The organism is Pseudomonas sp. I8001 (assembly GCF_013385345.1).
Classification (GTDB): Bacteria; Pseudomonadota; Gammaproteobacteria; order Pseudomonadales; family Pseudomonadaceae; genus Aquipseudomonas.
This window is the reverse complement of sequence record NZ_JACAQC010000024.1, coordinates 135,678-159,482: the sequence shown is the minus strand read 5'-3', so window position 1 is coordinate 159,482 and position 23,805 is coordinate 135,678. Positions and strand designations below refer to the sequence as shown.

The 23,805-nt window shown below is 55.7% G+C and carries 39 protein-coding genes; 19 read left to right on the top strand and 20 right to left on the bottom strand.

Features of this window, described 5'->3' with window-relative positions:
* The first annotated feature begins 135 nt into the window (after positions 1-135).
* Both HX839_RS17470 and HX839_RS17465 read left to right on the top strand, forming a co-directional pair.
* Positions 136-378, top strand: a complete 243-nt coding sequence (locus HX839_RS17470) for a hypothetical protein (protein WP_177067429.1) — start codon at positions 136-138, stop codon at positions 376-378.
* Positions 379-465: 87 nt separating this feature from the next.
* Entirely contained in the window at positions 466-1,272 is an 807-nt protein-coding gene (locus tag HX839_RS17465; RefSeq protein WP_177067428.1) for a HEPN domain-containing protein, read from the top strand.
* A gap of 10 nt (positions 1,273-1,282) precedes the next feature.
* Here HX839_RS17465 and HX839_RS17460 read toward each other — a convergent pair whose 3' ends face one another.
* Positions 1,283-1,918 (bottom strand): hypothetical protein, encoded by a 636-nt coding sequence (locus HX839_RS17460; protein WP_177067427.1) that lies wholly within the window; start codon positions 1,916-1,918, stop codon positions 1,283-1,285.
* A 105-nt stretch (positions 1,919-2,023) separates the two neighbouring features.
* On the opposite strand from HX839_RS17460, the gene HX839_RS17455 reads away from it, so the two are divergent.
* The gene (locus tag HX839_RS17455; RefSeq protein ID WP_177067426.1) at positions 2,024-2,377 is read left to right on the top strand and encodes a hypothetical protein; all 354 of its coding nucleotides are present in this window, start codon (positions 2,024-2,026) and stop codon (positions 2,375-2,377) included.
* A 30-nt stretch (positions 2,378-2,407) separates the two neighbouring features.
* On the opposite strand, the gene HX839_RS17450 is transcribed toward HX839_RS17455, so the two are convergent.
* The 10 genes from HX839_RS17450 to HX839_RS17405 all read right to left on the bottom strand — a co-directional run bounded on the left by HX839_RS17450 (position 2,408) and on the right by HX839_RS17405 (position 8,082).
* On the bottom strand, positions 2,408-2,773 hold the full coding sequence (locus HX839_RS17450) for a hypothetical protein (RefSeq protein WP_177067425.1): 366 nt from the start codon (positions 2,771-2,773) through the stop codon (positions 2,408-2,410).
* 69 nt (positions 2,774-2,842) lie between these two features.
* Positions 2,843-3,433 (bottom strand): hypothetical protein, encoded by a 591-nt coding sequence (locus HX839_RS17445; RefSeq protein ID WP_177067352.1) that lies wholly within the window; start codon positions 3,431-3,433, stop codon positions 2,843-2,845.
* Positions 3,434-3,440: 7 nt separating this feature from the next.
* Entirely contained in the window at positions 3,441-4,004 is a 564-nt protein-coding gene (locus HX839_RS17440) for a siphovirus Gp157 family protein (protein WP_177067424.1), read from the bottom strand.
* A complete protein-coding gene (locus tag HX839_RS17435; protein ID WP_177067423.1) occupies positions 4,001-4,744 on the bottom strand; it encodes a hypothetical protein in 744 nt (247 codons plus the stop codon). The genes HX839_RS17440 and HX839_RS17435 overlap by 4 nt, the downstream gene beginning before the upstream one ends.
* Positions 4,744-5,838: a hypothetical protein gene (locus HX839_RS17430; protein WP_177067422.1), complete on the bottom strand. Its 1,095-nt coding sequence runs from the start codon at positions 5,836-5,838 to the stop codon at positions 4,744-4,746. The genes HX839_RS17435 and HX839_RS17430 overlap by 1 nt, the downstream gene beginning before the upstream one ends.
* Positions 5,839-6,236: 398 nt before the next feature.
* Positions 6,237-6,440 carry a hypothetical protein gene (locus tag HX839_RS17425; protein WP_177067421.1) on the bottom strand — a complete coding sequence of 68 codons (204 nt, stop codon included), beginning with the start codon at positions 6,438-6,440 and terminating at the stop codon, positions 6,237-6,239.
* Positions 6,437-6,628: a hypothetical protein gene (locus tag HX839_RS17420; protein ID WP_177067420.1), complete on the bottom strand. Its 192-nt coding sequence runs from the start codon at positions 6,626-6,628 to the stop codon at positions 6,437-6,439. The genes HX839_RS17425 and HX839_RS17420 overlap by 4 nt, the downstream gene beginning before the upstream one ends.
* Positions 6,625-7,062, bottom strand: a complete 438-nt coding sequence (locus HX839_RS17415; protein ID WP_177067419.1) for a hypothetical protein — start codon at positions 7,060-7,062, stop codon at positions 6,625-6,627. Before HX839_RS17415 ends, HX839_RS17420 begins: the two co-directional genes overlap by 4 nt.
* Positions 7,063-7,081: 19 nt before the next feature.
* Positions 7,082-7,528 carry a hypothetical protein gene (locus HX839_RS17410; RefSeq protein ID WP_177023289.1) on the bottom strand — a complete coding sequence of 149 codons (447 nt, stop codon included), beginning with the start codon at positions 7,526-7,528 and terminating at the stop codon, positions 7,082-7,084.
* 257 nt (positions 7,529-7,785) lie between these two features.
* Complete coding sequence (locus HX839_RS17405; RefSeq protein WP_177023288.1) at positions 7,786-8,082, bottom strand: hypothetical protein; 297 nt, start codon at positions 8,080-8,082, stop codon at positions 7,786-7,788.
* 816 nt (positions 8,083-8,898) lie between these two features.
* Between HX839_RS17405 and HX839_RS17400 the strand changes: the two genes are divergently transcribed.
* Positions 8,899-9,261 (top strand): DUF1654 domain-containing protein, encoded by a 363-nt coding sequence (locus HX839_RS17400; RefSeq protein WP_256344722.1) that lies wholly within the window; start codon positions 8,899-8,901, stop codon positions 9,259-9,261.
* A 1-nt stretch (position 9,262) separates the two neighbouring features.
* Here the strand turns inward: HX839_RS17400 and HX839_RS17395 are convergent, their stop codons facing one another.
* The 8 genes from HX839_RS17395 to HX839_RS17365 form a co-directional block, all read right to left on the bottom strand.
* Positions 9,263-9,766, bottom strand: coding sequence for a hypothetical protein (locus HX839_RS17395; protein WP_177067418.1), 504 nt, complete (start codon positions 9,764-9,766; stop codon positions 9,263-9,265).
* A 153-nt stretch (positions 9,767-9,919) separates the two neighbouring features.
* Positions 9,920-10,138, bottom strand: coding sequence for a hypothetical protein (locus HX839_RS17390; protein ID WP_177067417.1), 219 nt, complete (start codon positions 10,136-10,138; stop codon positions 9,920-9,922).
* A 668-nt stretch (positions 10,139-10,806) separates the two neighbouring features.
* Positions 10,807-11,064: a hypothetical protein gene (locus tag HX839_RS17385; protein WP_177067416.1), complete on the bottom strand. Its 258-nt coding sequence runs from the start codon at positions 11,062-11,064 to the stop codon at positions 10,807-10,809.
* A gap of 492 nt (positions 11,065-11,556) precedes the next feature.
* Positions 11,557-12,597, bottom strand: coding sequence for a ParA family protein (locus HX839_RS17380; protein ID WP_177067415.1), 1,041 nt, complete (start codon positions 12,595-12,597; stop codon positions 11,557-11,559).
* Positions 12,598-12,785: 188 nt separating this feature from the next.
* Entirely contained in the window at positions 12,786-13,004 is a 219-nt protein-coding gene (locus HX839_RS31615) for a hypothetical protein (RefSeq protein WP_256344721.1), read from the bottom strand.
* Complete coding sequence (locus HX839_RS17375; RefSeq protein WP_177023282.1) at positions 13,001-13,246, bottom strand: hypothetical protein; 246 nt, start codon at positions 13,244-13,246, stop codon at positions 13,001-13,003. The genes HX839_RS31615 and HX839_RS17375 overlap by 4 nt, the downstream gene beginning before the upstream one ends.
* Before the next feature lie 26 nt (positions 13,247-13,272).
* Positions 13,273-13,500, bottom strand: coding sequence for a hypothetical protein (locus tag HX839_RS17370; RefSeq protein WP_177023281.1), 228 nt, complete (start codon positions 13,498-13,500; stop codon positions 13,273-13,275).
* A 4-nt stretch (positions 13,501-13,504) separates the two neighbouring features.
* Complete coding sequence (locus HX839_RS17365) at positions 13,505-14,365, bottom strand: S24 family peptidase (RefSeq protein WP_177023280.1); 861 nt, start codon at positions 14,363-14,365, stop codon at positions 13,505-13,507.
* Between the two features lie 95 nt (positions 14,366-14,460).
* Here HX839_RS17365 and HX839_RS17360 point away from each other — a divergent pair, with 95 nt between their 5' ends.
* From HX839_RS17360 to HX839_RS17290, 15 genes are all read left to right on the top strand, one after another.
* Positions 14,461-14,715: a Cro/CI family transcriptional regulator gene (locus tag HX839_RS17360; protein ID WP_064451097.1), complete on the top strand. Its 255-nt coding sequence runs from the start codon at positions 14,461-14,463 to the stop codon at positions 14,713-14,715.
* 64 nt (positions 14,716-14,779) lie between these two features.
* Entirely contained in the window at positions 14,780-15,250 is a 471-nt protein-coding gene (locus HX839_RS17355) for a YmfL family putative regulatory protein (RefSeq protein WP_177023279.1), read from the top strand.
* A complete protein-coding gene (locus HX839_RS17350) occupies positions 15,250-15,546 on the top strand; it encodes a hypothetical protein (RefSeq protein WP_177023278.1) in 297 nt (98 codons plus the stop codon). Before HX839_RS17355 ends, HX839_RS17350 begins: the two co-directional genes overlap by 1 nt.
* A 143-nt stretch (positions 15,547-15,689) precedes the next feature.
* A complete protein-coding gene (locus HX839_RS17345) occupies positions 15,690-16,490 on the top strand; it encodes a Rha family transcriptional regulator (RefSeq protein ID WP_177023277.1) in 801 nt (266 codons plus the stop codon).
* Positions 16,490-17,284, top strand: coding sequence for a Pyocin large subunit-like protein (locus tag HX839_RS17340; protein ID WP_177067414.1), 795 nt, complete (start codon positions 16,490-16,492; stop codon positions 17,282-17,284). Before HX839_RS17345 ends, HX839_RS17340 begins: the two co-directional genes overlap by 1 nt.
* Positions 17,281-18,009: a replication protein P gene (locus tag HX839_RS17335; RefSeq protein ID WP_177023275.1), complete on the top strand. Its 729-nt coding sequence runs from the start codon at positions 17,281-17,283 to the stop codon at positions 18,007-18,009. The genes HX839_RS17340 and HX839_RS17335 overlap by 4 nt, the downstream gene beginning before the upstream one ends.
* Entirely contained in the window at positions 18,006-18,278 is a 273-nt protein-coding gene (locus tag HX839_RS17330; RefSeq protein ID WP_177067413.1) for a hypothetical protein, read from the top strand. Before HX839_RS17335 ends, HX839_RS17330 begins: the two co-directional genes overlap by 4 nt.
* A complete protein-coding gene (locus tag HX839_RS17325; RefSeq protein WP_177067412.1) occupies positions 18,275-18,529 on the top strand; it encodes a hypothetical protein in 255 nt (84 codons plus the stop codon). The genes HX839_RS17330 and HX839_RS17325 overlap by 4 nt, the downstream gene beginning before the upstream one ends.
* Positions 18,526-18,921, top strand: coding sequence for a hypothetical protein (locus HX839_RS17320; protein WP_177067411.1), 396 nt, complete (start codon positions 18,526-18,528; stop codon positions 18,919-18,921). Before HX839_RS17325 ends, HX839_RS17320 begins: the two co-directional genes overlap by 4 nt.
* Positions 18,918-19,589, top strand: coding sequence for a hypothetical protein (locus HX839_RS17315; RefSeq protein WP_177067410.1), 672 nt, complete (start codon positions 18,918-18,920; stop codon positions 19,587-19,589). The genes HX839_RS17320 and HX839_RS17315 overlap by 4 nt, the downstream gene beginning before the upstream one ends.
* Positions 19,586-19,786, top strand: coding sequence for a hypothetical protein (locus HX839_RS17310; protein WP_177023270.1), 201 nt, complete (start codon positions 19,586-19,588; stop codon positions 19,784-19,786). Before HX839_RS17315 ends, HX839_RS17310 begins: the two co-directional genes overlap by 4 nt.
* A complete protein-coding gene (locus HX839_RS17305) occupies positions 19,783-20,298 on the top strand; it encodes a hypothetical protein (RefSeq protein WP_106111231.1) in 516 nt (171 codons plus the stop codon). Before HX839_RS17310 ends, HX839_RS17305 begins: the two co-directional genes overlap by 4 nt.
* Positions 20,295-20,603 carry a hypothetical protein gene (locus HX839_RS17300; RefSeq protein ID WP_177023269.1) on the top strand — a complete coding sequence of 103 codons (309 nt, stop codon included), beginning with the start codon at positions 20,295-20,297 and terminating at the stop codon, positions 20,601-20,603. Before HX839_RS17305 ends, HX839_RS17300 begins: the two co-directional genes overlap by 4 nt.
* Positions 20,600-21,235 (top strand): recombination protein NinG, encoded by a 636-nt coding sequence (locus tag HX839_RS17295; protein ID WP_177023268.1) that lies wholly within the window; start codon positions 20,600-20,602, stop codon positions 21,233-21,235. The genes HX839_RS17300 and HX839_RS17295 overlap by 4 nt, the downstream gene beginning before the upstream one ends.
* Positions 21,232-21,780 (top strand): hypothetical protein, encoded by a 549-nt coding sequence (locus HX839_RS17290; RefSeq protein WP_059398246.1) that lies wholly within the window; start codon positions 21,232-21,234, stop codon positions 21,778-21,780. The genes HX839_RS17295 and HX839_RS17290 overlap by 4 nt, the downstream gene beginning before the upstream one ends.
* Before the next feature lie 98 nt (positions 21,781-21,878).
* On the opposite strand, the gene HX839_RS17285 is transcribed toward HX839_RS17290, so the two are convergent.
* Positions 21,879-23,687 carry a GGDEF and EAL domain-containing protein gene (locus HX839_RS17285; protein WP_177067409.1) on the bottom strand — a complete coding sequence of 603 codons (1,809 nt, stop codon included), beginning with the start codon at positions 23,685-23,687 and terminating at the stop codon, positions 21,879-21,881.
* Positions 23,688-23,805: the final 118 nt, after the last annotated feature.

Sequence of the window (23,805 nt, the reverse complement as noted above, 5' to 3'; positions counted from 1 at the left end):
ATCAGCTCTAATAATCGAAAACATGAATTACATACTGCCCGGTGGGCAACCAAGACCTCATAGTTCCTTGTGGAAACTTGGTATGAATTGGCGTATTACGGGTGACCGGCCTGGAGCCGGATCAAGGAGAAAGCTGTGACAGCAAAAGATGGGAAATCAAAAATTGTTAGAATCGGCGAAATCGAGGTGAACATCACCCTCGATGATTACGTCGACGGAAAACCGACCTCTGCCGTGTTTGTAACCACGACGGGCGCGCCTGGCGTTGCCGGAGTGTTTAAGCACGCATCAGCGAACTGGGAATCTGAGGCGCAGGCATTCACCGAAGTTGAGCCAATGGCTTTGGAGCGAGCCAAGAGCATGAATTCAGCCAGGTAATTTGTTCTGATCGGGAGCTACCTGCTTTGCCCGTAGTGGCAAATTGGTTTCAGTTGAGGTATTACGGGTGACCGGCATGGAGCCGGAATGGACATGGAGCATTTGATGCCTGTTTTATGCAGCGAAAGTCATCTTGAAAACTTTGAAGGCAACCTTTTAGATGTGGTCCGACTGATTGAAATTCACCGTGTACTAGCTGGTGACAGGCAGGGCAGAAGGTACGGTCTTGAGTGCTTGAACAAGTCCGCTATCGTCCTGATTCTTGCTACTTGGGAATCCTTTATCGAGGATCTCGCGCAGGATGCCTTCGAATGCATGCTCTCAAATGCTGGCGATCACAGTGTCTTTCCACGCCAAGTACAGGATTTAGTATGGAAAGAGCTCAAGTCCAGCCAGACAAATGATGCAATGACGATGCTAGGGGCTGGATGGAAAGCAGCGTTCACAAACCATAAACAAAAAGTTCTGGATAAACACATTGTCCGCAGCAGTTTTAATACCCCGAGCGGGGAGAAGATTGACATTTTATTAGCCGAGTTGATCGGGCTTAACTCGCTCACTAGTCATTGGAAGTGGCGAGGTATGCGAACCAGTACTGCGGTTAATAAAGTCATCTCTCTGATCGACCTGCGTGGAGCAATAGCGCATCGCGCCGTCGCTGATGACGCAGTGGTTAAGCAGAAGGTACTCGAATATTCGAAGCTGATCGTTCGGCTAGCCTGGCGCACTCGAAACGCAGTCAGAGACTATCTCTCCGTAAAGTTGGGATTTGAAGCCTGTATCGAATTTACGCAAATGCGAGTTGACGGTTTAATCAGGCAACTTGATTTGCTTGAAGAGGAGGTGGCTGTAGTCCTGCCCCTTGATGCTGATGACATGGAAGCTGATGATTGATGAGGGCGGATCAGGCGCCTGACTGCTGAGTGATGAAGTAATCCCAAGCGGCTTTATCGCCTTGGGCTACATACCATTTCAGTTCCGTGGTTTCTTCCGTGTCGGCAACTGAGCCTCCGTACTGGGCGCCGGGGAAAGTGTACAGTCCTTTGTTGCCGCACCACGGGTATCCGCCGGTGAACTCGGTGAACGTCACGCCGGGTCGCTCTGCTGCCACACGAACCTTGAATTCTTCAAATCTGGCATTGCGGGCCGCGACCTCAGCTTCGTGTCCAGTCTTACACTCAGGCGAGCAGTAAACGACACGGCCGTCGAACACCAAATCCAGTGCAATATCGGTTCCGGTCTCTTCATCCCAGTAGCTGGCATCACCGTCGCACCTGGCGCCGCAGTGGTTGCACCCGAACCACCAGCCAGCATCGATGTAGGCTTTCGCTGGTATAAAGCGCTGGCCGGCATACTGGTCGGCCCAGTGGGCACGGCGGCAAGAAACCGAGCCAAAGTCAGTACCGATATTGTCTGCGCCCTGGCGGCGAGCTGCAGCGTTCGAGGTGGCGAACTGAATGTTGGATTCTTCGGGGTCGTTGGTCTCTACGGAGTAGGCCAGCACCTTACGCGGTGCCGGATCGGCTTTTGGCTTGCTCATGGATTATCTCCAGTCAGGCGCCGCCCTCCGTGACCGGTGGTGGCAATTTGGTTTGGGTTGGGTTAATACGAGTGTTCGGCATGAGGCCGAATCAAGGAGCTGGCAATGTCAATTCTTATCGAAGGCAACGACATACAGGGCGCCACCACTGGAATCCGCGTTCCAAACAGTGGGGACATCACGATAAAAATCAATAAATTCCGGGATGTTGGTACAGCCATTGATGTTTATGACCCGGCTTTTGCGAGGCTCCTCGGCCTTCCAAATACTGTTCCTCAAAACGAAATTTCAGAACTGGTTTCCAAACTAAAAAAGAAACCTGACGCTTCGGATGAGGAAATTGCCAAAGTTGTAGCCAGTTCCAAACTATCAAAATGGCTTGGTAATTCTGACTTGTTGCTCAAGGTAACAAGCGGTTTTATCGCTCTAGTCCGAACCGGATTCGAGTTGTTTAAATAGCAAATAATTGCAATAAAGAGCACTGATAATCTAAGCAGGACGTTCGATTTCGTCTTCAGCGTCGGGCGGGTCTTCGTCCACCGACTTGAGGCCCGCCGCCAAAATGAGTTGCGACACCTTTTCGGTAACAACAAAAGGTGTCGTGACACACTTAAGCATCTGCGCCGCCGGGCCGAAGTCGGCGGCTATCACGTTGCGCAGCAGATTCTGGAACACCTCCTGCTGATTATTGAAGCCGTGCTGCTTCATCAGGCGCTTCAGGTCGGCCTTGAACACGCCGGCCACCTCAACCGTAAATTTCTCGACGCCCAATTCAGCGTCCTTCGCTGCTGCCTTCTCGCGCTTGCGGCGCTGCTTCAGCGCCTCCGCCGTCGGCTGTTGCTCTTCCTCGGCCATGGCCTACCTCTTCTATTCCGCTGGCCGGCAGTGCGAGCCAGGTTTGACGTTTGCGTTGCTGGGTGCGGGCTATGCGGCGCATCGAGTGGCCCTCCGGACCAGCTTTGGATAGTCGATCCCGTGCGCCGCGATGATCCGCTCGAATGCCTTGTTGCCGATCGCCAGCTTTCCGCAGCACTGCCGGCGGGAAATCCCCAGTTCTTTGAAGGCCTTGATGCGCTCGGCGAACTTCGCGTCGCGCTCCTTATCGACCGTGTTGTGCACCAAGTTCCGGGCGCCGCCTCTCGTTGGCGCCTTGAACGTGATGTCGTACCGGGCGGCGTAGTTGTAGATGAGTCGCCGGCTGACACCGAGAGTGGCTGCTACTTCGGTTTGGGTGTGCGTAACGCCGAGTTGACGTATTTGCTCAGCGAGCTTGAGTCGCTCCTGGGTGCGGATGTCGTCATTGTCGAGGGGCTGGGGAGACGCTTCAGCCCGCCGCCGAACAAACGGCTTAGGCGCAGGCGGCTCCTGGGGTACATACACAACGGGCTTCGGTGGCGGCGGAGGCTCGGCAATTTCGATTTCGCCGCCGGCCGCTACAAACTGGGCGACCTGGGCCGCCAGTTCATCCGAGGCCGGGCGCAGCGCCTCGACCAGGCTGAGGTGGTTGCTGATCATGAAGGCCTCACTTGATGCGTATCGAGCTATCACCGCGCTCAAGGTGTGCCCATTTGGGCTCTTCGAGCAGTTCGTGTTCAGCGTCTTCGCCGGCGGCCATTCGCTTGCGCACCGCCTCGTTGTGATCGCGGATTTCCTTGAGCTTGGCGGCGATGGCCTTTTTGTCTGGCGTGATGCTTGATTTCACAGAGGTCAATTCGTCCGGAACTGCTTCTTCGTTATCAACGATCACCCGCTCACTGCCCATGGCCAGGGTGATGGTGAACAGCGGCCGCTTGATCGACTTGATGTTGGCGGCTTCCATGTTGCGGCGCAGGTAGTCGCTGATCTGCGAGACGCTGTTGGACTTGATCCGTTTGAGTTCGGCCAGGCGTTCGATCTCGTTGTCGATCGCTGTCACGTCGCTTTCGATGTTCCGGCGCAACATGACGATGTTGTCGGCCTTGTCGTTGAAGTCGCCTTGAACCTCGTCCATGGCGTGCTGCAGGGCCTCTTTCAAGCCTTCGTCGTCGGTGTCGGCCATGGCCTGGAGTTCGGCGAGTTTGCCGGTGAGTGCGTAGAGTTGGGTCATGCTGCGGCCTCCGTGCCTTTTTCAAGCACAGCTTTGCGCTCCTCGAATGCTCGAGTGATTCGCGCGATGAAGGTGGGTTCGTTGCGACGAGTTGCCTCGCGGATGTATTTCACGTTCAGAAGCTTGAGTTCGTGAGTCGTGACGGCCTTGCCGATGGTTTCGACCGCTGAGGCAAGCCAGTCGACACGCTCTTGTTTTTGGCGAAGTATCTCGGCGTCCTTGTCCTCGGCTTTTTCAAGCTTGAACTCTTCGGTGATGGTGTCGACGTAGGTCGGATCGTCGAACATGCCCATGTAAATATCGGCAGCGAACCCCAGCGGCTGCAGGCATTTACCGATGGCGTCCGTCAGCGATTTTTTCGCCGCGTCCCAGTCAGTAAGAATCTTTCCCTGCTGCAGATAGATAAATGGCGTATGGCCGTAGTGCTGAACCGTGCATTTTTGCCCGGTGTTGCCCAGGTACCAAAGTTCGATTTTCACGGTGTGCAGCTTCGCGCAGATCATTGGAGCTTCTGGCCACTCTTTTGTGGGAGCCTGAAGCGGTGCACCTTCGTCAAATCGATCCTCAAGGACATTCCAGCCCCAGCCCTCTCCGCATGGTCCGAAGATTTCTGTTGCCTTGCGCATGAGGTAGGTCGGCCTGATCGCAGTACCCTTAAAGCCACCTGCCCCAGTGTATTTTTTAGTAGCGTCAGGGTCGGTGGTGTTGACCTGGTCCCAAATTCTTGTGTTGTCAGACATCACTTATTCCTCCAGCCGTCAGCACGCTTGACCAGTTCCTTGAAGGAAGCTGCGGGCAGCCTGCTCATGTATTTTTTGTTGTCGCGGTACCATTCTTCCAGGGCCGCTTTGGGCGTCTGGATGGCCACGACGTGGGCGACCTGCTGTTTGTATGAGGTCGAGTTGGCCACTTGCGAGTGGAATGTCCGGCTCACCACTACAGTGTTGGTCATTCCCTGCTTGACCAGGGCGTTCAGCTCTTCCTGGGATTGAACGGCAATGGCGCCCGGATGCTTCTGCTGGAACAACCTATAGCAGGCCTCCCTCACAAGCTCGGTGCTGCCGTACTCGACGTATTCAACGTCGGGAATTCCTGCCTCGATCTTCTCCGCCACTTCATCCAGGCGCCCGGTGTCGATCCAGGCGTTTTTGGATACCTGTTTCAAATCCCAACCGCTGACCGTCTGACGGTCACGCTCAAGCTGCAGGTGTTCGGGGAGGATGTCGTAGCCGTAGGTCAGGTCGGTGTCGCAAACAAACAGTGTGCCGACGTAAAGCTTTCCGGGCCGGGAGGGCAGGATGTGGCCGTACTTGGTGCCGATCACGTCGCTCATTGGTGGCTGCATGCGCAGGCACATGCTGCGGATTTCCGTTTCGTCATCATCGGTGAGGCCGGAGACGACGAATTCAACACCCTGATTCTGCCGGTGCGCCGGGGTCTCGTTGATGCATAACACTTCGGCGTCGAACTGGTCGCTGTGCCGGAACTCTGGTACCCATTGTTTGTTGCCGTTCAGCACCTTCACGTCGTAGCCATTCCGGGTCAGCACCAGCAGGGCGATTTTGTAGCCCTCGCCGAAGCTGCCGATGGCATCGGAGCGGTCAGCCTTGGACGTGCTGCCCAGCACCAGCGTGCTGGCCTCGAGCCTTGCAAAGCGGCTGGTGATGAACAGCTGGCCGTCAGCGAAGGCGTATTCGAAAGGTGACTCACTATCCAGGGCGTTCTGCACCAGTTCCCGGATGGCCTCTTTCAGGCCCCAGTGGCGGACGTAATCGCGGGACAGGGGAAGTTCGTAGGATTTGGAACGGATTCGATCTGCAATTGCTGCGAGCATGACTATCTCCCGCGCCATCCTTGCGGTGGGCGCTGTGCGGAATGATTTATTGAGTGATCAGGCCGCCGATGGCGGGGCCCAGGAATACAACTGCGATGAAGGTCAGGCCGACGATGGCCGAGGTCAGGCGGATGGCTTGGCGGGTCGTCATGGTATGCACCGCTCGCTACCGCCGCAGTAGCTGTAATCGGGATGGAACTCACGCGCATCGCAGTCGAACACGTAGTCATTCCCGCACGACCTGCACTCTGCTTTCCAAACTTTGCCGATCCGCTGTAAACCCTCTGGCTCCCGCCCCTGAGAAGCTTCGTTACGGTAGTTGCGCTCGATTCGATTATTACGTTTGCTCTGCGCTGCGCGAATGCGCGCGGTGTCAGTCGCGTCGAACCTTCTGAGGTTCATACCTTCACCTCATAAGCGACTGTCCACTCACCGCACAGGCAGGCCCGGCCGCTCCAGGCGTGGACATTTGGGATGCCAGCGTCATGTGCCAGCGAAAGGGCGCCCAGCCACTTGGTGTGGGTGAAGGCAAGGATCATGCGGTCGGCGGGCAGCTCTTCGATTTGCTCGTCGATCAGCGTTTGCACTATTGGCGTGGTCATGCAGTCTCCTTGCGGTGCCTGGTGATTTTCAGCAGGCGCTGGCAGTAATGGTTGAATTCGTCGACGGTGATCGCGTCGCCGGTGAGCATGTTGGTGATCATCCGCACCACGACGGCTTGGGCGCCTGGTTCGCTGCTGGGATGCTCCAGTGCCTCCAGCGCTTCATCGATCAGGATGTGCGGGCTCATAGATCGGCATCCACATCGTCTTCGCGCTCTTCCCGTTCTGCTGCTACAGCGTCTTCGGCGTAGGGCCTCAACAGCGCCACGGCAATCTTCTCGACCGACTCAATAGGCCGTTGCTGACCCAGCAGGTCGGCTGCGTGAGCCCTGGCATCGCTCTGGCTGCCGAGCATTGCCGATAGCAGCAGGCGGGCAAACGAATCGCGTTGGTCCAGGCCGTCGATCTGGCGCTGGTTCAGATGGCCTTGCACGACAGTGCAGAACCGGTCGAACGTCACCACCTGCAGCTGGCCGTAGCGCCGCTTCCACTTGATGTCGACGCCGCACACCAGCTGTTCCGCCGAGTGTTCCAGCCACTCCTGTTCCGGATTCGCCTCGCTGACCTCTGGAGGCAACTGAGCGTCGTAACGCTCCTGGCAAATATTCAATGCTGCGTTCATGATCGCCTCCAGGGTGGCGTTAGTCGGTGTATGCAACGTATTTGAAGTGGCCGTCTTTGAATCCCGGCGTAAATAGGCCTGTCGGGCACCTGACCGGTAAGGTTGTTGGTAGGGGGGGGCTATGCGGGGGGCAAACTGGAAAATCGCCAATCAATAGCGCTATGATGAATTTCAGTTTTTCAGGGAGATCAATGATGTTTTTAAAGCGAATTTCTGCAGCGTTTCTGCTATTGAGCGTTTCTTCGGTCGCAAGTACCTTGGCAAGCGCAGCAGAGGACGACACCGAAAACGCCGTCAATTTGCTGGCCATTGAAAGCCTTTGCGTCAAGGCCAATCCAGATTCGAATAGCAGCGTTGAGAACGCTTTAAATAGCGACCCGGAGACGACCGATTCGCTTAGAGCGGAAGTTCGCCGAGTCAAAGCTGATCCAGCTTCCAAAGCAAAAATCCAATCGTTGGCGTTCAATATGAGCAACTCTGTCGTCGTATCTAAGCTTCCAGATATGTGCTCGTACTACCTCCCCAAGAAGTGAGAACGCATACCTGATGCTAGGTGTTCCGCACCTGAGGGTTGGCGTCTGACATCGGTGGAAGGATCTCATCGCACAGTCAGCCTAAGCTGACCGCAACCGGCGCCGGGTGCCGTCGCACCGTTACCGGCGCTTGCGGGCGTCGATCTCGACCCAGAGCGCATTGACGATTGGCGGCCTCCATTGCTTGGGGTTAGGCGGTTGCTTTGGCTGCGATTAGCCGCTTGGCCTCAATCTCTTCGTCGAATGACATGAGGTGAGGCGCTACTAGGTAAAGGTTGAGCAATCGTTCGCTTTCATCCGTTGACCATGTCTGGTCGGCTAAGCGTTCTTCGTCGCACTTGGCATAAGCCAAAAGAGCCGATTCGATAACTCCACTCATGGTTCTGCGCTGGATGCGACCCACTACATCAAGCATGTACTTAACGCGGGGGCTGATTCGAACGCCGATTTGGGCGCTCCTGGTTTTTACGCCAACTTTCTTGGCCATGACTTTCTCCATTCGTTGGTTCATCTGTATTCGTCAACACTCATGCCTTCCGCTGGTTGCCGATGGGCGCGGGGAGGAGTGCTGACGTAATAGAGGTGGGGAAGGGGGCCCAGGCCCGCTACTGGCGACGGCCTGGGTTTGTTGCGTCAGCGGTGTGGCCCGTTGCCCGCTGCTGATTGCAGGGCTGGCCGGTCGTCTTCGGTGTGGGCTTCGAGCTTCCTACTCACAGCGTCAAACAGCATCTGTTCGCCGTGGATCACAGGTCCTTACAACATGCACGCTACAGCTCTGAATGCCCTGGCTGAGTGGGGCAGGGTGCATGAGGTCCGGCGTTCCCAGCCGAGGCTATCGGGATCGCTAATTCAAATCTTTTGGAGCTGGCCGTGACCCGCTGCTGGCGTCGGTCACCGGCTTGAATCAAATGTTCTTCCAGCCGCGGGCCTTTCGGCTTGTTCTCCCGCTGGATAACTGTTCTTGGCGCTTTACGCTGCACGCCCGGGTCAGTTGCCAACCCTCTGAACCGTTTAGGCCGGTTCATCGCTGCCTTTGAATCTGGGCCGGTGGTGATCCGGCAAGGGTGAAGCGGTGCGACTAAAGAGCGGGTCAGGCCCTGAGGCCCTGGCGAGTCCCTGTTGGGTGACTCGATGGAGTGAACAATAAGCTAATGCCTAATCGTCTGTAAATAGGTAATGCCTAATTATTTCAGAAAATGTTCCCGGTCGTTATTCCGATTTCGGAGATGACATTCTCGGCAGCGCTGATATAAGCTTTGCCTAATCTGTATGGATATACAGCATTAAACTGGGAGGAGATTTCATGGGGAAGAAGCAGGCGGCACCGGCGGAACGGCAGGAAATGAGCGGTATGGCTCGCCTTGGGCTGCGCGTGTCATCGATGATCAACCACCCCGTGGCGCAGGCGCAGCGCTGGGTGACAATTCATCGCCTGGACACAGACGGGGATCGGGAGTGGGAAGAGGTATTGAGCGTGATCGCCCAGACGGACGAGCTTGAGCTGACGCTCAACGACGACGGCAGCGTGACGGTGAGGTGGGAGCAGCAGGAAGTCGAGGTAGCGGGGAGGGGAGGGGAGGGGTCGAGTTTGAGCCAGAAGAAGAGGCAGCGCCTTTCTGACGGGCATCAAAAAGCCCGCGCAGGGCGGGCTCATATAGGCGACTGACCTAGTTAGAAAACTTTACTTCGGTCGCCAGTGCTTCTTTTGCCGCCTGGTACGCAGATTTAGCTTGCTGATCTGTGGTGCGATACGGGCTCATGGTAGTGAGATAGGCTGACCATTTCGCGTATAGGTCCTTGCTCAACTCTGCTTGTTTCGCCGGCACCTTGGCGGCTTTAAGCCGATTCACAGCCTCGTCGCCCTGAGCCCTGGCGTGCTTAAAGCATTCCATAAACGAATTGCTGTACTCAGCTATCAGTGGGCGATTGCTATACCGAACCGCATAACTACCTGTCGTTGCCTCAAGGTCGCACTGCCATGCTGGGATATCTAGCTGACGAGAAAAGTTAACAGCCTCTGGCGATTTCGGGTCGTACTTGAAATCAATGGACTTAAACACGTGCGGAGGCTTGGGCGGAGCCGTGGAGGCCGGCGTCTTTTGTTGTGGCGCCACACAGCCAGCCAAGGTCATCGTTAAAACAGCAAGCAGAGTGCAGGTTTTCAAGCTCATGGTATCCCTCCCGTAATGAGCCAGCACTTTACCATTCGTGGCGTACAGCCACCATTGGCATCCAGGGCGAGGGTGCGCAAGAACCAAGTGGGGCTGGTCGTTAACATGCCAGGCACCTACTGCGGAGTTAATTGCGTTGGATACGCGGGCAGATCAGTGGAGTACAGGGGAAAAGAGCGCCCTGGCAGCCTCGTCCAGTAGCCTATCGATCTCAACCAGTTCGGCCTCTTTGATATCAATCGCACTTTTATAGGCGCATGCCATGAACTGCAGCGCCTCAAGGTCTGAAATCTTCGCAAGATCTTCTTTAAGGTCGGGGCGCTGGCTGAGTAGAAGCGCTCGAATCTCTTGTGCTGTTTTCGACTTTTCCATGCGTGATTCCTCCATAGCTCAGCCCAAGTCTAGCCCAAGAGAATGCGTAATAACGCCCGCTGATCGCCAGATTGCTGAAGCGCGGCTCTAGAGGAAAGAGGTCCGGCCCAGGTATAGCTTCACGCGATCAACCCGAACGCCGGCAAAGAAAGTTCGGGGTGGTGCGGCCTAAACGGTTTTCGGATGATAAATGCGAAACTACAGCTAGAGCTAACCAGCTTTCCCTGCCTTGGACATGTCGATCTCAAAAATAAGCTCATCGGCAAGCTTTTGCACACTTGAGCTGTCTGAAAGCTCGGCTAGGTTGATACCCGTAGTGCAAAACATTGAGTCATGCTCCGGATGCCGCACGAACACGGTAGCATTCCAGCCATTAATTAGAACACAGTCGACCTGGTGCCCTGGCAGACTCTTCTCCAGCCCCTCAGTGAGCGATATCTTCTTCCAGCTGTGCATGATGAAGTACTAACGTGTTAGCGATCCAGAATGGACATGATGCCAATCAAAAAGTGCCCAGGTTCCGATGCAGGGTTCCAGTTCCCGTTTTGGTTTCCTAAAATCGCAGACAAAGAAAAGCCCGCGATGGGGGATAGCGGGCTTAAAGGGGGTTCACAAGGAGCCGGGGTAAACCATATACGCTCGACTGTGAAAGGTTTGTGAAATGCCGATCATCGTTTTGTCGGGTGATCTTCAGTCATCGGGCCGGCCTGGACTTTCGTTTTAACAGACAAATCCCGCAGTTCCGGCATAGCGACTTTTGCAGGCCATTGAAGCCCCTGGTGGGCGGGATCAATGATCGTCGATCTGCTGACTTTGGATTGGACGTAGGCGACCTCTCGTGTAACTACATGGGCCACGTAGGTCACGCAGGCACACACACTCATGAGAGCGGTGATTTTGACGAGCCTGGTTGCATTGGGTTTCATGCAGCGCCCTCCATACGGATGCGAGTACTGATCCTAACTGGAAAGGGAAGAAACAAGAAGCCAGGGGCGGGGCCGGGCATCATTGGCCGAGGCATCCTACTATTCCAAGTGAGAATCTTAGAACTGACAGGGGGACTTATGGCGACGAAGGAGCGGTCATTTTCGATTCGTGATCTGATAACCGCATTATTGCGCGACCAGAATATCCACACTGGTTCTTGGGGGTTGACCATGCACTTCACTGCAAACGGCACCAGCGTCACTCAGGCCGGCGGGGCTAAGCTGCCGGGTCTGGCTGTCGCTGTCTCAGGGATTACGCTCGCGCCTACAGCGAAAGGGGAGGATGGCAGTATCGATGCTTCATTGGTAAACCCTGCAAAGGAAATCCGGGTCCGATTGCCGACAAAGCCGAAGGGTTTGCACTAGGCGCAGACAGATACAAGAAGCCCGGCGCTGGGCCGGGCTTGATACTTAAAGCGGAGCAAGCAATAACTACAGAATACTTACAAGATACTTAAGTTCTTTTTTGTAGCGCTCTGCTGAACTATTGACCTGCAGACGCTTGCCTTCAACATTGTGAAAGCTGCCAACTTTTAGCTTTTCAATTGGAATGCTCTTTGCACCGCTAATTCGGCCAGTAGATACAAAGTCATCAGTGATCACGATAGATTCTGCAGGGTCACCAAAATCAAAAAGATTAGGATATTTTTCTGCAACTGAGAGGGCTCTCTCTATATACATGCGAGAGGCGCTGTCCGGGGTAGACTTTAGCCTGCTTTTTGCCCCGGCCATAGTTATTACAATGGCTGCCACCTTTGGGGATGATCTGCCTCCGGCCCGATGATTCCATACGGAAAAGTCTTTTTTTGGGTTGGATAGATGATCAAGTGTCAGATCAAGAGAATCTATGGAGTGCTCATCTACTCGAACCGGAATGATAACTGCGTCGGCTGCACACCAGGCCAAGTGTGTGCCGCCGGCGTAGAACGGGCTGGTATCCATCAGTATTTTTTCCAGTTTCCGCTCCTTAGCTTCCTTGTCCAATACAGCCCTGAGTATCTCAAGGAGGTTCTTAATGGCTTTGGTGTTTTGCTGGGCATTTGCAATCTGCAACTGCTGGTAAAGAGTAGATGGGAACGCAAACATTTCTGCGTCACCCGGTATTACATAAGAGGTCTTGCCCCCTTTAAATGAATCGCAAGACTGGCTAGCACGGTATGAGATATCATCTGGCACGTCGCCAAATGCCGCACCTAATAGCGCAGGCTGCAAGGCGTCGAGTAGTGTGTACTCTGGCTCTATCCCTCGCATCAAGTTTTCTGTCAGATTACGTTGCGCACAAAGATCTGCAATCAATAGTGAATGTTTTCGAGAGATTTCATAAGCTAAGTTGAACGAGAGAGTTGACTTTCCCACGCCTCCGCGGAGGGTTGTAACAGCATAATTTCTATACTTTAAATCGCCCTCGCGGACGAAGCCCTCTTCAACCACAAGCCGGTGGTTTTCCAGAATTGTTTCGATACTTGAAGTCAATTGACTATCCTTTCGCAAGAGGGCCCGATATGAGCGCTTCGGCGAAATTAACACGCAGGCCGTGCAGGTGCAATATGAATGTGCAGGCGCAGCAGGTGGTGCAGGTCTAGCAGGATCTAGGTGTGCGTGCAGGTGATGCAGGCGGTGCAGGTTAGTTCATCATCCGCACAATCCTTCCCGTCGTCACCTCATCCACGCGCACCGAAGAAATGATTCAGCGCCGTCAGCTCAACCACAACCACGAAGGCGCAGAGCATAATGAAGCCAGGGCTGAACACCCGCTTGCGGCCGGATGAGCCTCCGCCCAGTCCAGCTACGTCGGAATACCCGGGGAGCATCATAAGGAAAGCCAGGCAAGCAATGACTCCAACCTTGCTCCAGAAGGTCTGCTCTCGCCATGCAGTCATTTTGGCTGTTCCGCTGCCCGGCTTATTCGGCCTACCTTCACCTCATCCGCATACCCATCCATCAGATCCTCGACCTCCTGGAACCTCATAGCGATCGCTGTCAGTTCGCGAGCGTCATCTTCCTGGCCGGCATCAGAAAGCTTTACAGCAGCCTGCTTCAGGTCGACGCCTGACCACTTGAGCAGGGCGGCAGCCTCTTTAAGGTCGCGGTGCAGTTGCTGGTTTGGCATGGTGAGGGGCATGCAGTCTCCTTGCTGTTTCTTCGATCCTACTCAGATTCGGTTCGCGTTATCAGTCCAGCACCAACCTCGTCTGCGAGGGCGGCGAGCCGATCCGCATCATCGTATAGCTTCGCTACCAGCTTTAGGACGGCTGCAACATCGATATCTTGGCAGTCCTTAGTGATGTTGATTATGCCGCCCGCGGTTTGCTCGAGGCCCAGCCCAAGGTAATTGAGCTCGTTGCGCAGCTGTTTGTTCGAATTGGTGAGGGGCATGGCGCTATACCGGTTGTCCGTTCCACACGTAAAGCACTCGAGCCAGGATGTGGGTGTCGTCGACACGAATGTCCTCGGGGTCGTGGTGCTTGTTGTCCGAAATCATCTTGAAGCGATCCTTGCCTTTCTTTTGCAGGCGCTTCACATACAGCATCTCGTCGTGGGAGAAGAGGTAGATCCCGTCCCCGGTGAACTCCCGGATCGTAATGTCGACCAGTAGCGGGTCGCGATCCTTGATGGTTGGAGCCATCGACTGGCCCCAGCCAGTGATCATCTTGAGATGGAAGTGTTCTTTGAAGGTGACGCCCAGGTCACGCAGGTGCTTGGGGCTAACCCGTATGTCCTGGAGCATTTCCGGGTATTCGTGCGGGATCTGCCCGCCACCCATCGCTGCGCGCACGTCGTAGTGCGCGATCCAAACCTCATCGCCAACCTGGCCGGGGCGAGAGAAGTCGACATGGATAACGTTTCCTGAGTCGCTTTGCTCAGCAGCAGCCAGCAACCTGGCGCGAGCATCTTCTGAAAGGCTCTTACCTTTCGACGCCAACATCTGACGAACCATGTCTGCCGCAGACGAAGCCAGCGAGCGTCCGTCATTACTGTCTTGAATGGAAGATTCTTCGTTGGAGACTTCCAGGTTTTCGTAGGAAAAGCCTGGGCGTAGCCCCCAGTGCTCCGGCCCCACGACGTCAGAGAAATAGGCGATCACGTCCATCAGCTTTGACTTGTCGATCCTGCCGTTTTTCACCCAGCCCTGTATCGACGGAGGCTTCACGGAGAAGTCGTCTGCGAGGTTCTTTTTCGATACGCCCTTGGCGATCCGCGCGGCCTCAATGGCGGCGCCTAATTCTGGTCCGGTAAGCATTGCCTAATTAAGCCTATTGCGCTGACGGTTAGGCAATGACTTGCCCGCGATAAGGTAATGCCTTATATTCGACACAAATCTCCAGGAGAGAACTCATGAAATCAGCAGAAGCGGCCAAAGAAGCATCTCGCTTGCTGGGTAGTCAGGTGGAAATGGCGCGCCTGCTGCAGGTCACTGCACCCACAGTTAATCAGTGGTGCTCCGGCGAGCGCCCAGTACCAGCAAAGCGCGCGGTTCAAATCGAGGCGTTGACCGGTGGCGTCGTAAACCGCACCGACCTTTGCCCATCGTTTCCGTGGGGGCAGATCGCTCCGGCCTCTGTTGAGGCTTCGCAGCAGTCCGCTGCCTGACATCCCTGTCCGCCGTTCCATTGAAGCAATTCTGACCGCAACCGACCCAAGGAAAAACTAGACGATGAAGTCGCAAGTGCTAGAAACCCGCAGAGCAGCAGTGATTGCTGCCGCCAACGCCGTATCGGGCGGCCTTCCTTGCGCCGCGGCATTTCTTGGCGAGGAGGACTTCAAGCGTTTCAAGAATCGGATTTACGAGTCGGCAGGGGTCAAGAAGCTGAGTGACGACGAAGTCTGCGTACTCGAAACCCAGGCCAAAACCACCTTCCTCCCCGATTACATCTGCGCCATGTATGGCGGGATCTTCGTCCGCCTTCCTGATTCCGAGTCGCTGGATAACGTGGACATGCACCACCGCTCTCTGCGTACAGCGGTAAGGCGGGGGAGGGTAGACCAGTTGATCGCCCTGGCATTGGAGGATGGTGAAATTGATGCCGCAGAAGCCAAAGATATTCTCGCCCTGCATGCCAAACACTTGGCAGCTCGACACGAAGAAGTCAATGCAGTGATTGAGCTGCACAAGGCGCGCGCCTGATGAAAGCCGAACTGAAACTTCAACTGAACGCTCAGCCCGGTCTTTCCGAGCTTGAGGGGCTATTTGCCACCCTTGAACAGATTCTCTCCGATGCGCCGCACCTTCGCTTGAAGGTCATCGATCTGCTTTTCACCCTCAGCGACGGCAGCCTCAAACCCGGCCTTGTCGAGTTGGTGGCGATTCCCGCATTCGGGGCAGATGGTCATTCGGTCATTGAGCTTCAGATAACCGACCGAATGAGGGAATTGGTGGGCGCACTCGCCGCAGGTGATGTTGAAGTTTTGAGTATCGATTAATGACATGTCCGGCCTCCTGGCCTTCGTTTGTGGAAATTCGAAATTACCACGGATGCGCCGGACACCTATAACGCCTGAATCTCAGGCACAAAAAAACCGGGTTCACGGCCCGGTTCATTGCTACATCACTTGAGGCAACTCTAATGCAACAGATAACTCAAGGCAATACCCCCAACAATCTCGCGCCACGTTTTTCTCAATCTGAAAACGTGGCGCGTGTAATTTCAATGACCAGTTCCGAAATTGCCGGACTGACCAGGAAGCTGCACAAAAACGTTATTCGCGACATCAGAGAGATGCTCGACGAGCTGAAAAAGGATGGCTCAGATGTGAGCCATGTCCGGGAAGATCTGGATTCGCGTGGCTACACCTCAAACCTCCATCTTGATCGTGAGCTGACAGAGCTTCTTCTGACGGGCTACAGCATTCCTTTGCGCCTCAAAGTGATTCGCCGCCTCAACGAACTGGAGGCGGAAAACAAGAAGGCCGTCGCGCTCCCGTCCTACGCAGAAGCCTTGCGCCTATATGCCGATCAGATCGAACAGACGCAGGTGCTTCGAGTTGAAAACCACCAGCAGGCGACCAAGATCCATTCCCTGGAGAACCTGTTCAAGGAAGGCATGACCCACACCCAGTTCTGCAAGGGCCTTAATGGGGTCAACGTCATGCAGGTGGGCAAGTACCTGGAAGCTCGCAGCTGGCTCTACAACGAGAGCAAGTCCGGCCTACGTCACCGTGTTGGCTCCTACGCCCGCGACAAGTACATGACCGAGCACCAGCACGAAGTCACCCCGCACGGCAAAGATCCCTTTATCTCCTACACGCCTGTCCTGCTGAAGAAGGGCGCTGCACGCCTGTACGACCTTTACCTGGCTGGCGAGCTTCCCATGAAGAAGACCTGGGACGGCCTGTTCACCCACGACAAAGCACTGAGGGCCGCGTAATGGCCGGGGACTGGATCAAAATGCGAATCGACCTTCAGACGCATCCGAAAGTATTCCGCATGGTGTCCGCATTGAAAGCGGACAGATTGCGGATCATCGGTGGACTGCACATCGCTTGGAGCATCTTCGACACCCACTGTGATGATGGCGTGCTGGTGGGCTACACCGTCGACGCGATGGATGCGGTAGTGGGCTGGCCAGGCTTTACCCAGGCCATGATTGACGTGGAATGGGCGGGTATCCAGGACGATGGAAGCCTCGTAATGCCGCGCTTTGAGGAGCATAACGGGGCCAGCGCCAAGCGCCGCGCCAACGATAACGAGCGCAAGCGCAACGACAGAAAGGCAAAGAATGTCCGCAACGTGTCCGCTAGTGATGCGGACAAATTGCGGACCAGAGAAGAGAAGAGAAGAGAAGATAAAGAACAAAAGACTTATGGCGATGATGAGGTCGATCACGCTGAGTTGTTCGCGCAGTTCTGGGCCCTGTATCCACGCAAGGTGGGCAAGGAGGCTGCACGGAAGGCGTGGGATAAGCTCAAGCTGACCAACGAGCTTTTCGATTCATTGGTTAAGGCCCTGGGGGCGCAATGCCTAACGACAGACTGGCTCAAGGACGACGGCCGGTTCATCCCGCACCCATCGACATGGATCAACGGCAAGCGCTGGGAAGACGAAGTGCCAGATCCGTCGCCGGCCGGAAGCAACGTCCACCGGTTCACGCCGCGCCCTCAGTCTGGCGAACCAGACTTCAACAGCAAGGCGTGGGCTGACGGCCTTGTGGCTCTCCCATGAAGCCAGTCAACCAACTGATGGCGACCATGGGCAACCTGCCCGCTGAAAGCCATGTCCAGCCGATCGACATCACGCCGCAGACGGTCGAGGTGGTTAACGACTTGTTCCGCCGGCTGCGTGGGATCTTCCCTGCATGGCGCCAGGCGTGGCCGTCCACCGAAGCACTGGACGCTGCAAAGGCCGAGTGGATCAAGGAGTTCGCCGAGGCGGGCATCCGCACCCTGGAGCAGATCGAGTTCGGCATCCAGAAGTGCCGCAAGCTCAAGAAGCCATTCGCGCCGAGCGTTGGTGAGTTCATCGCAATGTGCGCACCAGGGCCTGAAGACTTCGGCATGCCTGCCGTTGGTGACGCCTGGATCGAAGCGCTGATGACCACGTACAGCCACGAAGCTGTGAAGCTGGCCGCCGAGGCTACCGGTCTGTTTGACCTTCGCGGCGCCAAGCAGGAAGACAAGGGGCTTCGCGCCAGGTTCGACCGCAACTACGAAATCATCCTTCGCCGTGCCCAGGCCAGGTTGCCGCTCGACGGCCGGATCGCCGCCGGCATCGGCCACGATAGCCAGAAGACCGAATTCGAACTCGCCAACGAGCTGGCCGACCAGCAGACCCAAGCGCGAATCCTTCAGCAGGGTATCCCGGCCGACGGTAAGTCCGCGCGCGAGCTGCTGCTGGCAAAAATGAATATCAAGCGCGAGCCGGTGTGCGGCGCGGAGAAACGGACATGACCGTAACCAGCATTCGATACAGCACCGCCCAGACCAAACCAAAACCGCAGGCTGGCGACGAACGCTTCCTGAAAGGCCGTGGCGTCCAGCAAATCCGCCAGCAGCAGTACAGCAAGATGTATCGGGCCTACATGGTCAGCAACGGCCGCCCGGTGTGGGAGTGGGTCGACAAGGGCAGCGAGAAAGATCGCACGTCAGAGGCCTGGCTCCAGGCGCGCAAGTTGGAGCGCAAGGCATTGATCGCAGAAGCAGCGGAGCAGCAGACATGAGCGAATTTGCAGAAGTGAATCAGCCCGAGCGCAATTCGCTTGGTTTCATGTACTTGGCTCGCCGTGCATGTGGAAAGGTCTCCGCATCCTGCTGGGATGACGCCATGAGCAAGAAGGACACCGCCAAGCGCGTAGCCGGTTACATCAAGCGCGGCGATTCGGTTGAGCGAGTGGAGCGTTTTGAGGGGGATCCGCAGCCCGAGTGGATTTGCCGCCCAGGTTGCAACGACTGTGCAGGGAGCAAGCCATGACCGACTACACCGAGCTTGTGCGGCTGGCTGAGGCTGCAAAAACCGAGGAGGCGAGAGCGATCCAGCTCTGCGCGTCCGGGTGCGGATGGGAGGCCCTGCCTGCTCAGGCCTCATTCCGATGCGTGGCCAGTGCTGAGGCAGTCCTCGCCTTGATCAAGGACCTTGAGAGTCACAAGCGCATGCTCCTGGCGGCAGTTTGCGACCTTGGCGCGATTGGCGAAGCACTCAAGTCCGACATGGACGCCGACGGCGATGAGCTGCTCGGCATGGTTATCGACCTGAAAGCCCAGAACACGCGAATGCTGGAATGGCTCAAGGACATAAGCCGTACATCCGGTGACAAGGGTGCAGTCATGGGGGGCCGCCAGTTGCTCAAGGAGTTCGCCGAATGAACGATTTCCGCGATTTGAAAGCGATTGCCGAAGTGTGCCAGCAGCACCAGCCGCTTCGCTTCATGCGCAGCCACGGTGCTCTGTACATCCGCAACGACAACGGCATCGTCTTCGATGTCCACCAGAACCGGTCCTTTCCCGAGTTCATGGCGCAGAACAAGGACTATGCGGATCTGGTGCTTGCCGCCAGCCCTGCGACGGTTTTGGCTTTGATCGGCGAGAACGAGCGTGTCAAAACTCGACTTTGCGTGTGCCGCGACTGCGGTGGCCAGGGCGAAGTCTATTCAGGTCACAGTTCCTACCAGGGTAACAACGAGCCGCCAGAGCCTGACATGGACGTGTGCGGCACCTGCGGCGGGGATGGCGTTCTTGGACCGCTGGAAGATTTCGAAGCGCTGGCTGCTGAGCGCGACCAGCTCAAGGCCGAGAACGAGGCGCTTCGGAAATACGGGGAAGAGTTTGCAGTATTGGCCGAGCGCCGCCGCGAAGAAGTCGAGACGCTGCGCAAGGAGCGCGATGCTCGTCACCCGTTCAAGCCTTTTCATGAGCCGGCAATTGGCTTCACCGGTTGCGTGATTTTCGGCGTGTACACGGATCACGGCGGCTTGCCATGCCCGAAAACGCGAGCAACCGCCGACGCCGCCATGGGCAAGGGAGAGCAGTCATGAAAACCAACTACGGCAGGTTTAGCGATGACTACCGTGGTAACGGCTACATGGTCAGCTTCGGGTTCAAGCGGGGATGGCTGCTCTTCGGGTTCCGCCCACGCAACTGGCATTTCTATTTCACGAAGCTCGCCTCCAAGCCTGCCATCCGGGTTTATGTCGGTCCATTCGAAATTGAATTCTTTCGGGTGAAGCCATGACCAAGCCAGCCAAGCCACGCCCAATGCCTGTGTACCTGGTGCTGCGCCGCCTGGTCGATCCAGCCACGGGCAAGGAGGTGGCCGCGTTCGTGCCGTCCTCCGACGCCGACCGGTCGATCCTGCGCGAGCGGGATTTCCGGATCAACACGAAGATTCGTGCCGAGCTCAAGCAGCCACGCAACCCACGGTTCAATGGTTTGGTCCACGGCCTGGGCAGGGTGCTGAGCCAGAACATCGACCGGTTCTCCGGCAAGCAGTCCCACGACGCGATCAAGGCCCTGCAACTGGAGTCGGGCGTGTACTGCGATGAGGAAGCGTTCGACATTCCGGGCCTGGGCCAGCTCACCCGCAAGACACCCCGAAGCCTCTCCTACGACTCGATGGGCGAAGAGGTATTCCAAGACTTCTGGCGACAGTGCTGCGCGTACCTGGTGCTGCACGACTGGCCGACGCTTACCGAAGAGCGCCTGACCGAAATGGCCGAGTTTGAAGCGTTCAAGGAGGCCGCATGAGTCATAACTTCAAGCCGGGCGACCTGGCGTTGATCGTTTCCTGTCCGCTGGTGCCAACCCTGATAGGGCGCTGCGTGCAGCTGGTTGAGTGCTTGGGGCCTGGCTGCGACTCGTTTTCCGCCCACGGTCCATGGTTTAACCGTGGAGATGCAAACGCCTGGGTGGTGGAGGCAGATGGCTTGGTGTCATTGACCATCGGCAAGACCCTTGTCGAGCACCCGCGTTGCTGCATTGCTGAGAAATACCTCATGCCTTTGCGTGGCAATTTTGAATTCGGGCAGCAGAAAGCCAAGGAGGCTGTATGAAGCGCACACCGCTGCAACGAAAGACTCCACTCGCGTCCGGTGGCCCGCGCCGCAAGCGCTGCCCCGAGTGCCGGGTGATGTTCGTGCGTACCCGTGACGCGCAAGTCGTGTGCGGGGAGATCGAGTGCGCCATCGCTCACGGCAAGTCCGAGAAGGGACGGGCGATCGCCGGCAAGGCATTGGCCGAAGTAGGGCGCCGCGAGATCAAAGTCCGCAAGGAGAAGTTGAAGACCCGGGCGGATCACCTGCGCGAAGCCCAGGCCGCGGTGAACGAGTACGTGCGCCTGCGTGACGCACACCTGCCGTGCATCAGCTGCGACTCGACGCCGAACGACAACGACCTCATGACCGGTAGCCGCTGGGACGCCGGGCATTACCGATCCGTCGGTGCCTGCCCAGAGCTGCGCTTCGAGCCGCTGAACATCCATCGACAGTGCGTGAAGTGCAATCGGAATCTGTCCGGCAACGCAGTGGAATACCGCATCCGTCTGGTGCAGCGTATCGGCGTCGAAATGGTCGCCTGGCTGGAAGGCCTGCACCCGGCCCGCAAGTACACAGTAGATGAGATCAAAGCTATCAAGGCTACATACCGCGCAATGACCAGAGAGCTGAAGAAAGGGGAAGCCGCATGACCTATCGCAACGTTGTTTCAGCAGTAGTTCGAGCCCTTGCGGCGGAGACCATCAGTTCCGCCGGCGGCTGCGACTTTGAACCCAAGGTGCAGTGCGCCAAGCAGAAGGGGGAGATCGTCGGTAAGGAGGCGGCGTTTCTCCAAGACTGCTGGGTATTCGGCCGACTGCACAAAGCGCTCACCCCTGCACACTGGCGCGCACTGGTAGCGAAGTACTCCACTCACGAAGAGCGCAAGCACGGAGCCATTCTGGAGCTGCTGAATTCGGTAAAGACTCCAGCACCGAAGCGCTTTCGGGAATGCGCCGTGCTGACCTGGGCTATTCCTCAGATAGCAGGCGCCGACGGCAAGCGCTCCGCCGCGGTGCTGCCAGCGGCATGGTACGACATCACCAATTGGGACAATGACGGAAAGCCAGAGTCGACCCGATATCGTTGGCGTTCATCCATACGAAATTCTTTGGATGGCCAGGTGAATGAGGCGCTGATGGCCGCTCAAGAGATACTTGACGCCGAGGGGCTAATGGAGAAATTCATGGCGTCATAATTTGCTGCGGCAATGAACTGGACAGATGGCCTGAGCGACATCAGCTTTAAGATCGGCGGGAGGTGATAACAGGCTTCCCGCCGACAGGTTTTGATGGACTACAAGGACTCGGTGCCTGGCGTTCTAGTCCCATCACATACCGAGCTGAAACCACCTTGCGCCAGCCATTTTTCTAATGGTTCCGCTTTCAGGGGTTTTGTTATCAGGTATCCCTGAGCCTCTGAACACCCCCAGAGCGTGATCAGGTCCAGAATGCTTTGGGTTTCGACGCCCTCTGCTACGACTCTATAGCCTAATCCTCTGGCAAGCTCGATGAGTGTCTTAACTAGCCGTTTATCTTTTTCGTTGGTGTTGAGGTTGCTGATTAGTGACTGGTCTAATTTAACCGTACTCACAGGCAGTTGCCTTAGATATGTCCAGTTGCTGTAGCCAGTACCGAAGTCGTCCACGGAAACTTCAATGCCTAACGCACGGGCGCGCTCAAGCTGCTCAATAACTGTCTTCGGATCTGACATGAGCATGCTTTCCGTAAATTCAAGTTCTAGATTTTTCGACTGAAGGGCGCCGTTGTTTATATACTCTGTAATTTTATTTACGAACTTAGAATTCTCAAGATCACTGACAGTGACATTCATGGAGATTCGTAATTCAATACCTTTGTCGAACCACTCCTTAGCTTGGTTAACTACGGCCTCAAGCACCCAGAAGGTAATTGAATGCATCAACGCAGTTTTCTCTGCAAGTGGTATAAACTCTGCGGGGCTGATAGGCCCGAGTGTAGGATGATTCCACCGGATCAATGCTTCAACATTTTCACATGCTAGACTAGGTAATGTGACTTTCGGATGAAAAACTAAGCTCAGCTGATCTTCAGACCGAACTGCATCAGACAGGGAGCTCAATAGGGTAAACGCTCGCTGCTGAGCTGCGTCCAACTCAGGTTGATACATCGCCCAGCCCAAGTTTCGAACCCTTGCGTCATCAGCTGCCCCTACGACTAACCGTAGCCAGTCCCTCTCTTTTGCATCGGCGATTTTCAATACCCCAATACCTGTCTGCATGAGTATTGGGATTCCTTGACAATCAACCGGCTCGTCAAAATTTGAAAGAATCTTAAGGCAGAGACCTTCCACCGGATGGCCACCTTCTAACAGAAACCCAAAACGTGTTGGACTGATTTTGTACAAGAGAGAATTATTAGGTAATAAAGACTGAAGTCTGCCCTTAACGCTGAGCATTAAATTTTGAGAAAAGCTGTAACCGAGCGCTTTTACTACGTCATTCAAAAATTTTGGAGATATTACGTCCACAGCAAATAGATCGTGCTGAATGCCGCTAGAGCTTGCTAGTCGAATATCTTCTTCCAGTCTGAGTCGGTTGAAAAGTCCGGTTGGCTGATCAATAAAATTACGGGAACGTAAACCCATAATCCGCAAGACAACGAGTTGAGCGAAATAAACGAGCATTGCTGCATCTCGCTTGCTCATTGGTTGTCGAGGTGAAGTATCTATTATGCATAGGCTACCCAGAGAGAAACCATCACTTGTGAGAAGTGGCGCGCTAGCGTAATAGCGAATGAAGGGCGCGCCGGTGACCATGGGGTTATCTTTGAAGCGCTCATCATCCTGCGCATCCAAAACCTCTAACGCCTTCCTGTCGCGTAGAGAGTGTGCGCAGAACGAAACGTCCCGAGGTGTAGTTTGCTGCTCAATCCCGATCCGTGCCCTGAACCATTGGCGGTGCTTGTCGACAATAGAAATCAGGGCGATGGGAGCATTGAAGTATTCTGAAGTCATTGAAATCATTTTTTCGAAGACTTCATCGTCTTGTTCATTTTGCGGGCAAAGGGCCTCAACGCGTTTTAAGCGTTCTGCTTCGTACTCAGGGAAGTGGGTATTTACGTCCATGACTAACCTCGTGTATCACGACCATGTGGCTAAACGGTATCAGATCACCGTTAGCCCTACGACTTCATTTACTTATTGAGTCAGTAGGCACGACCCATTCATGCGAAGGGAATACGGC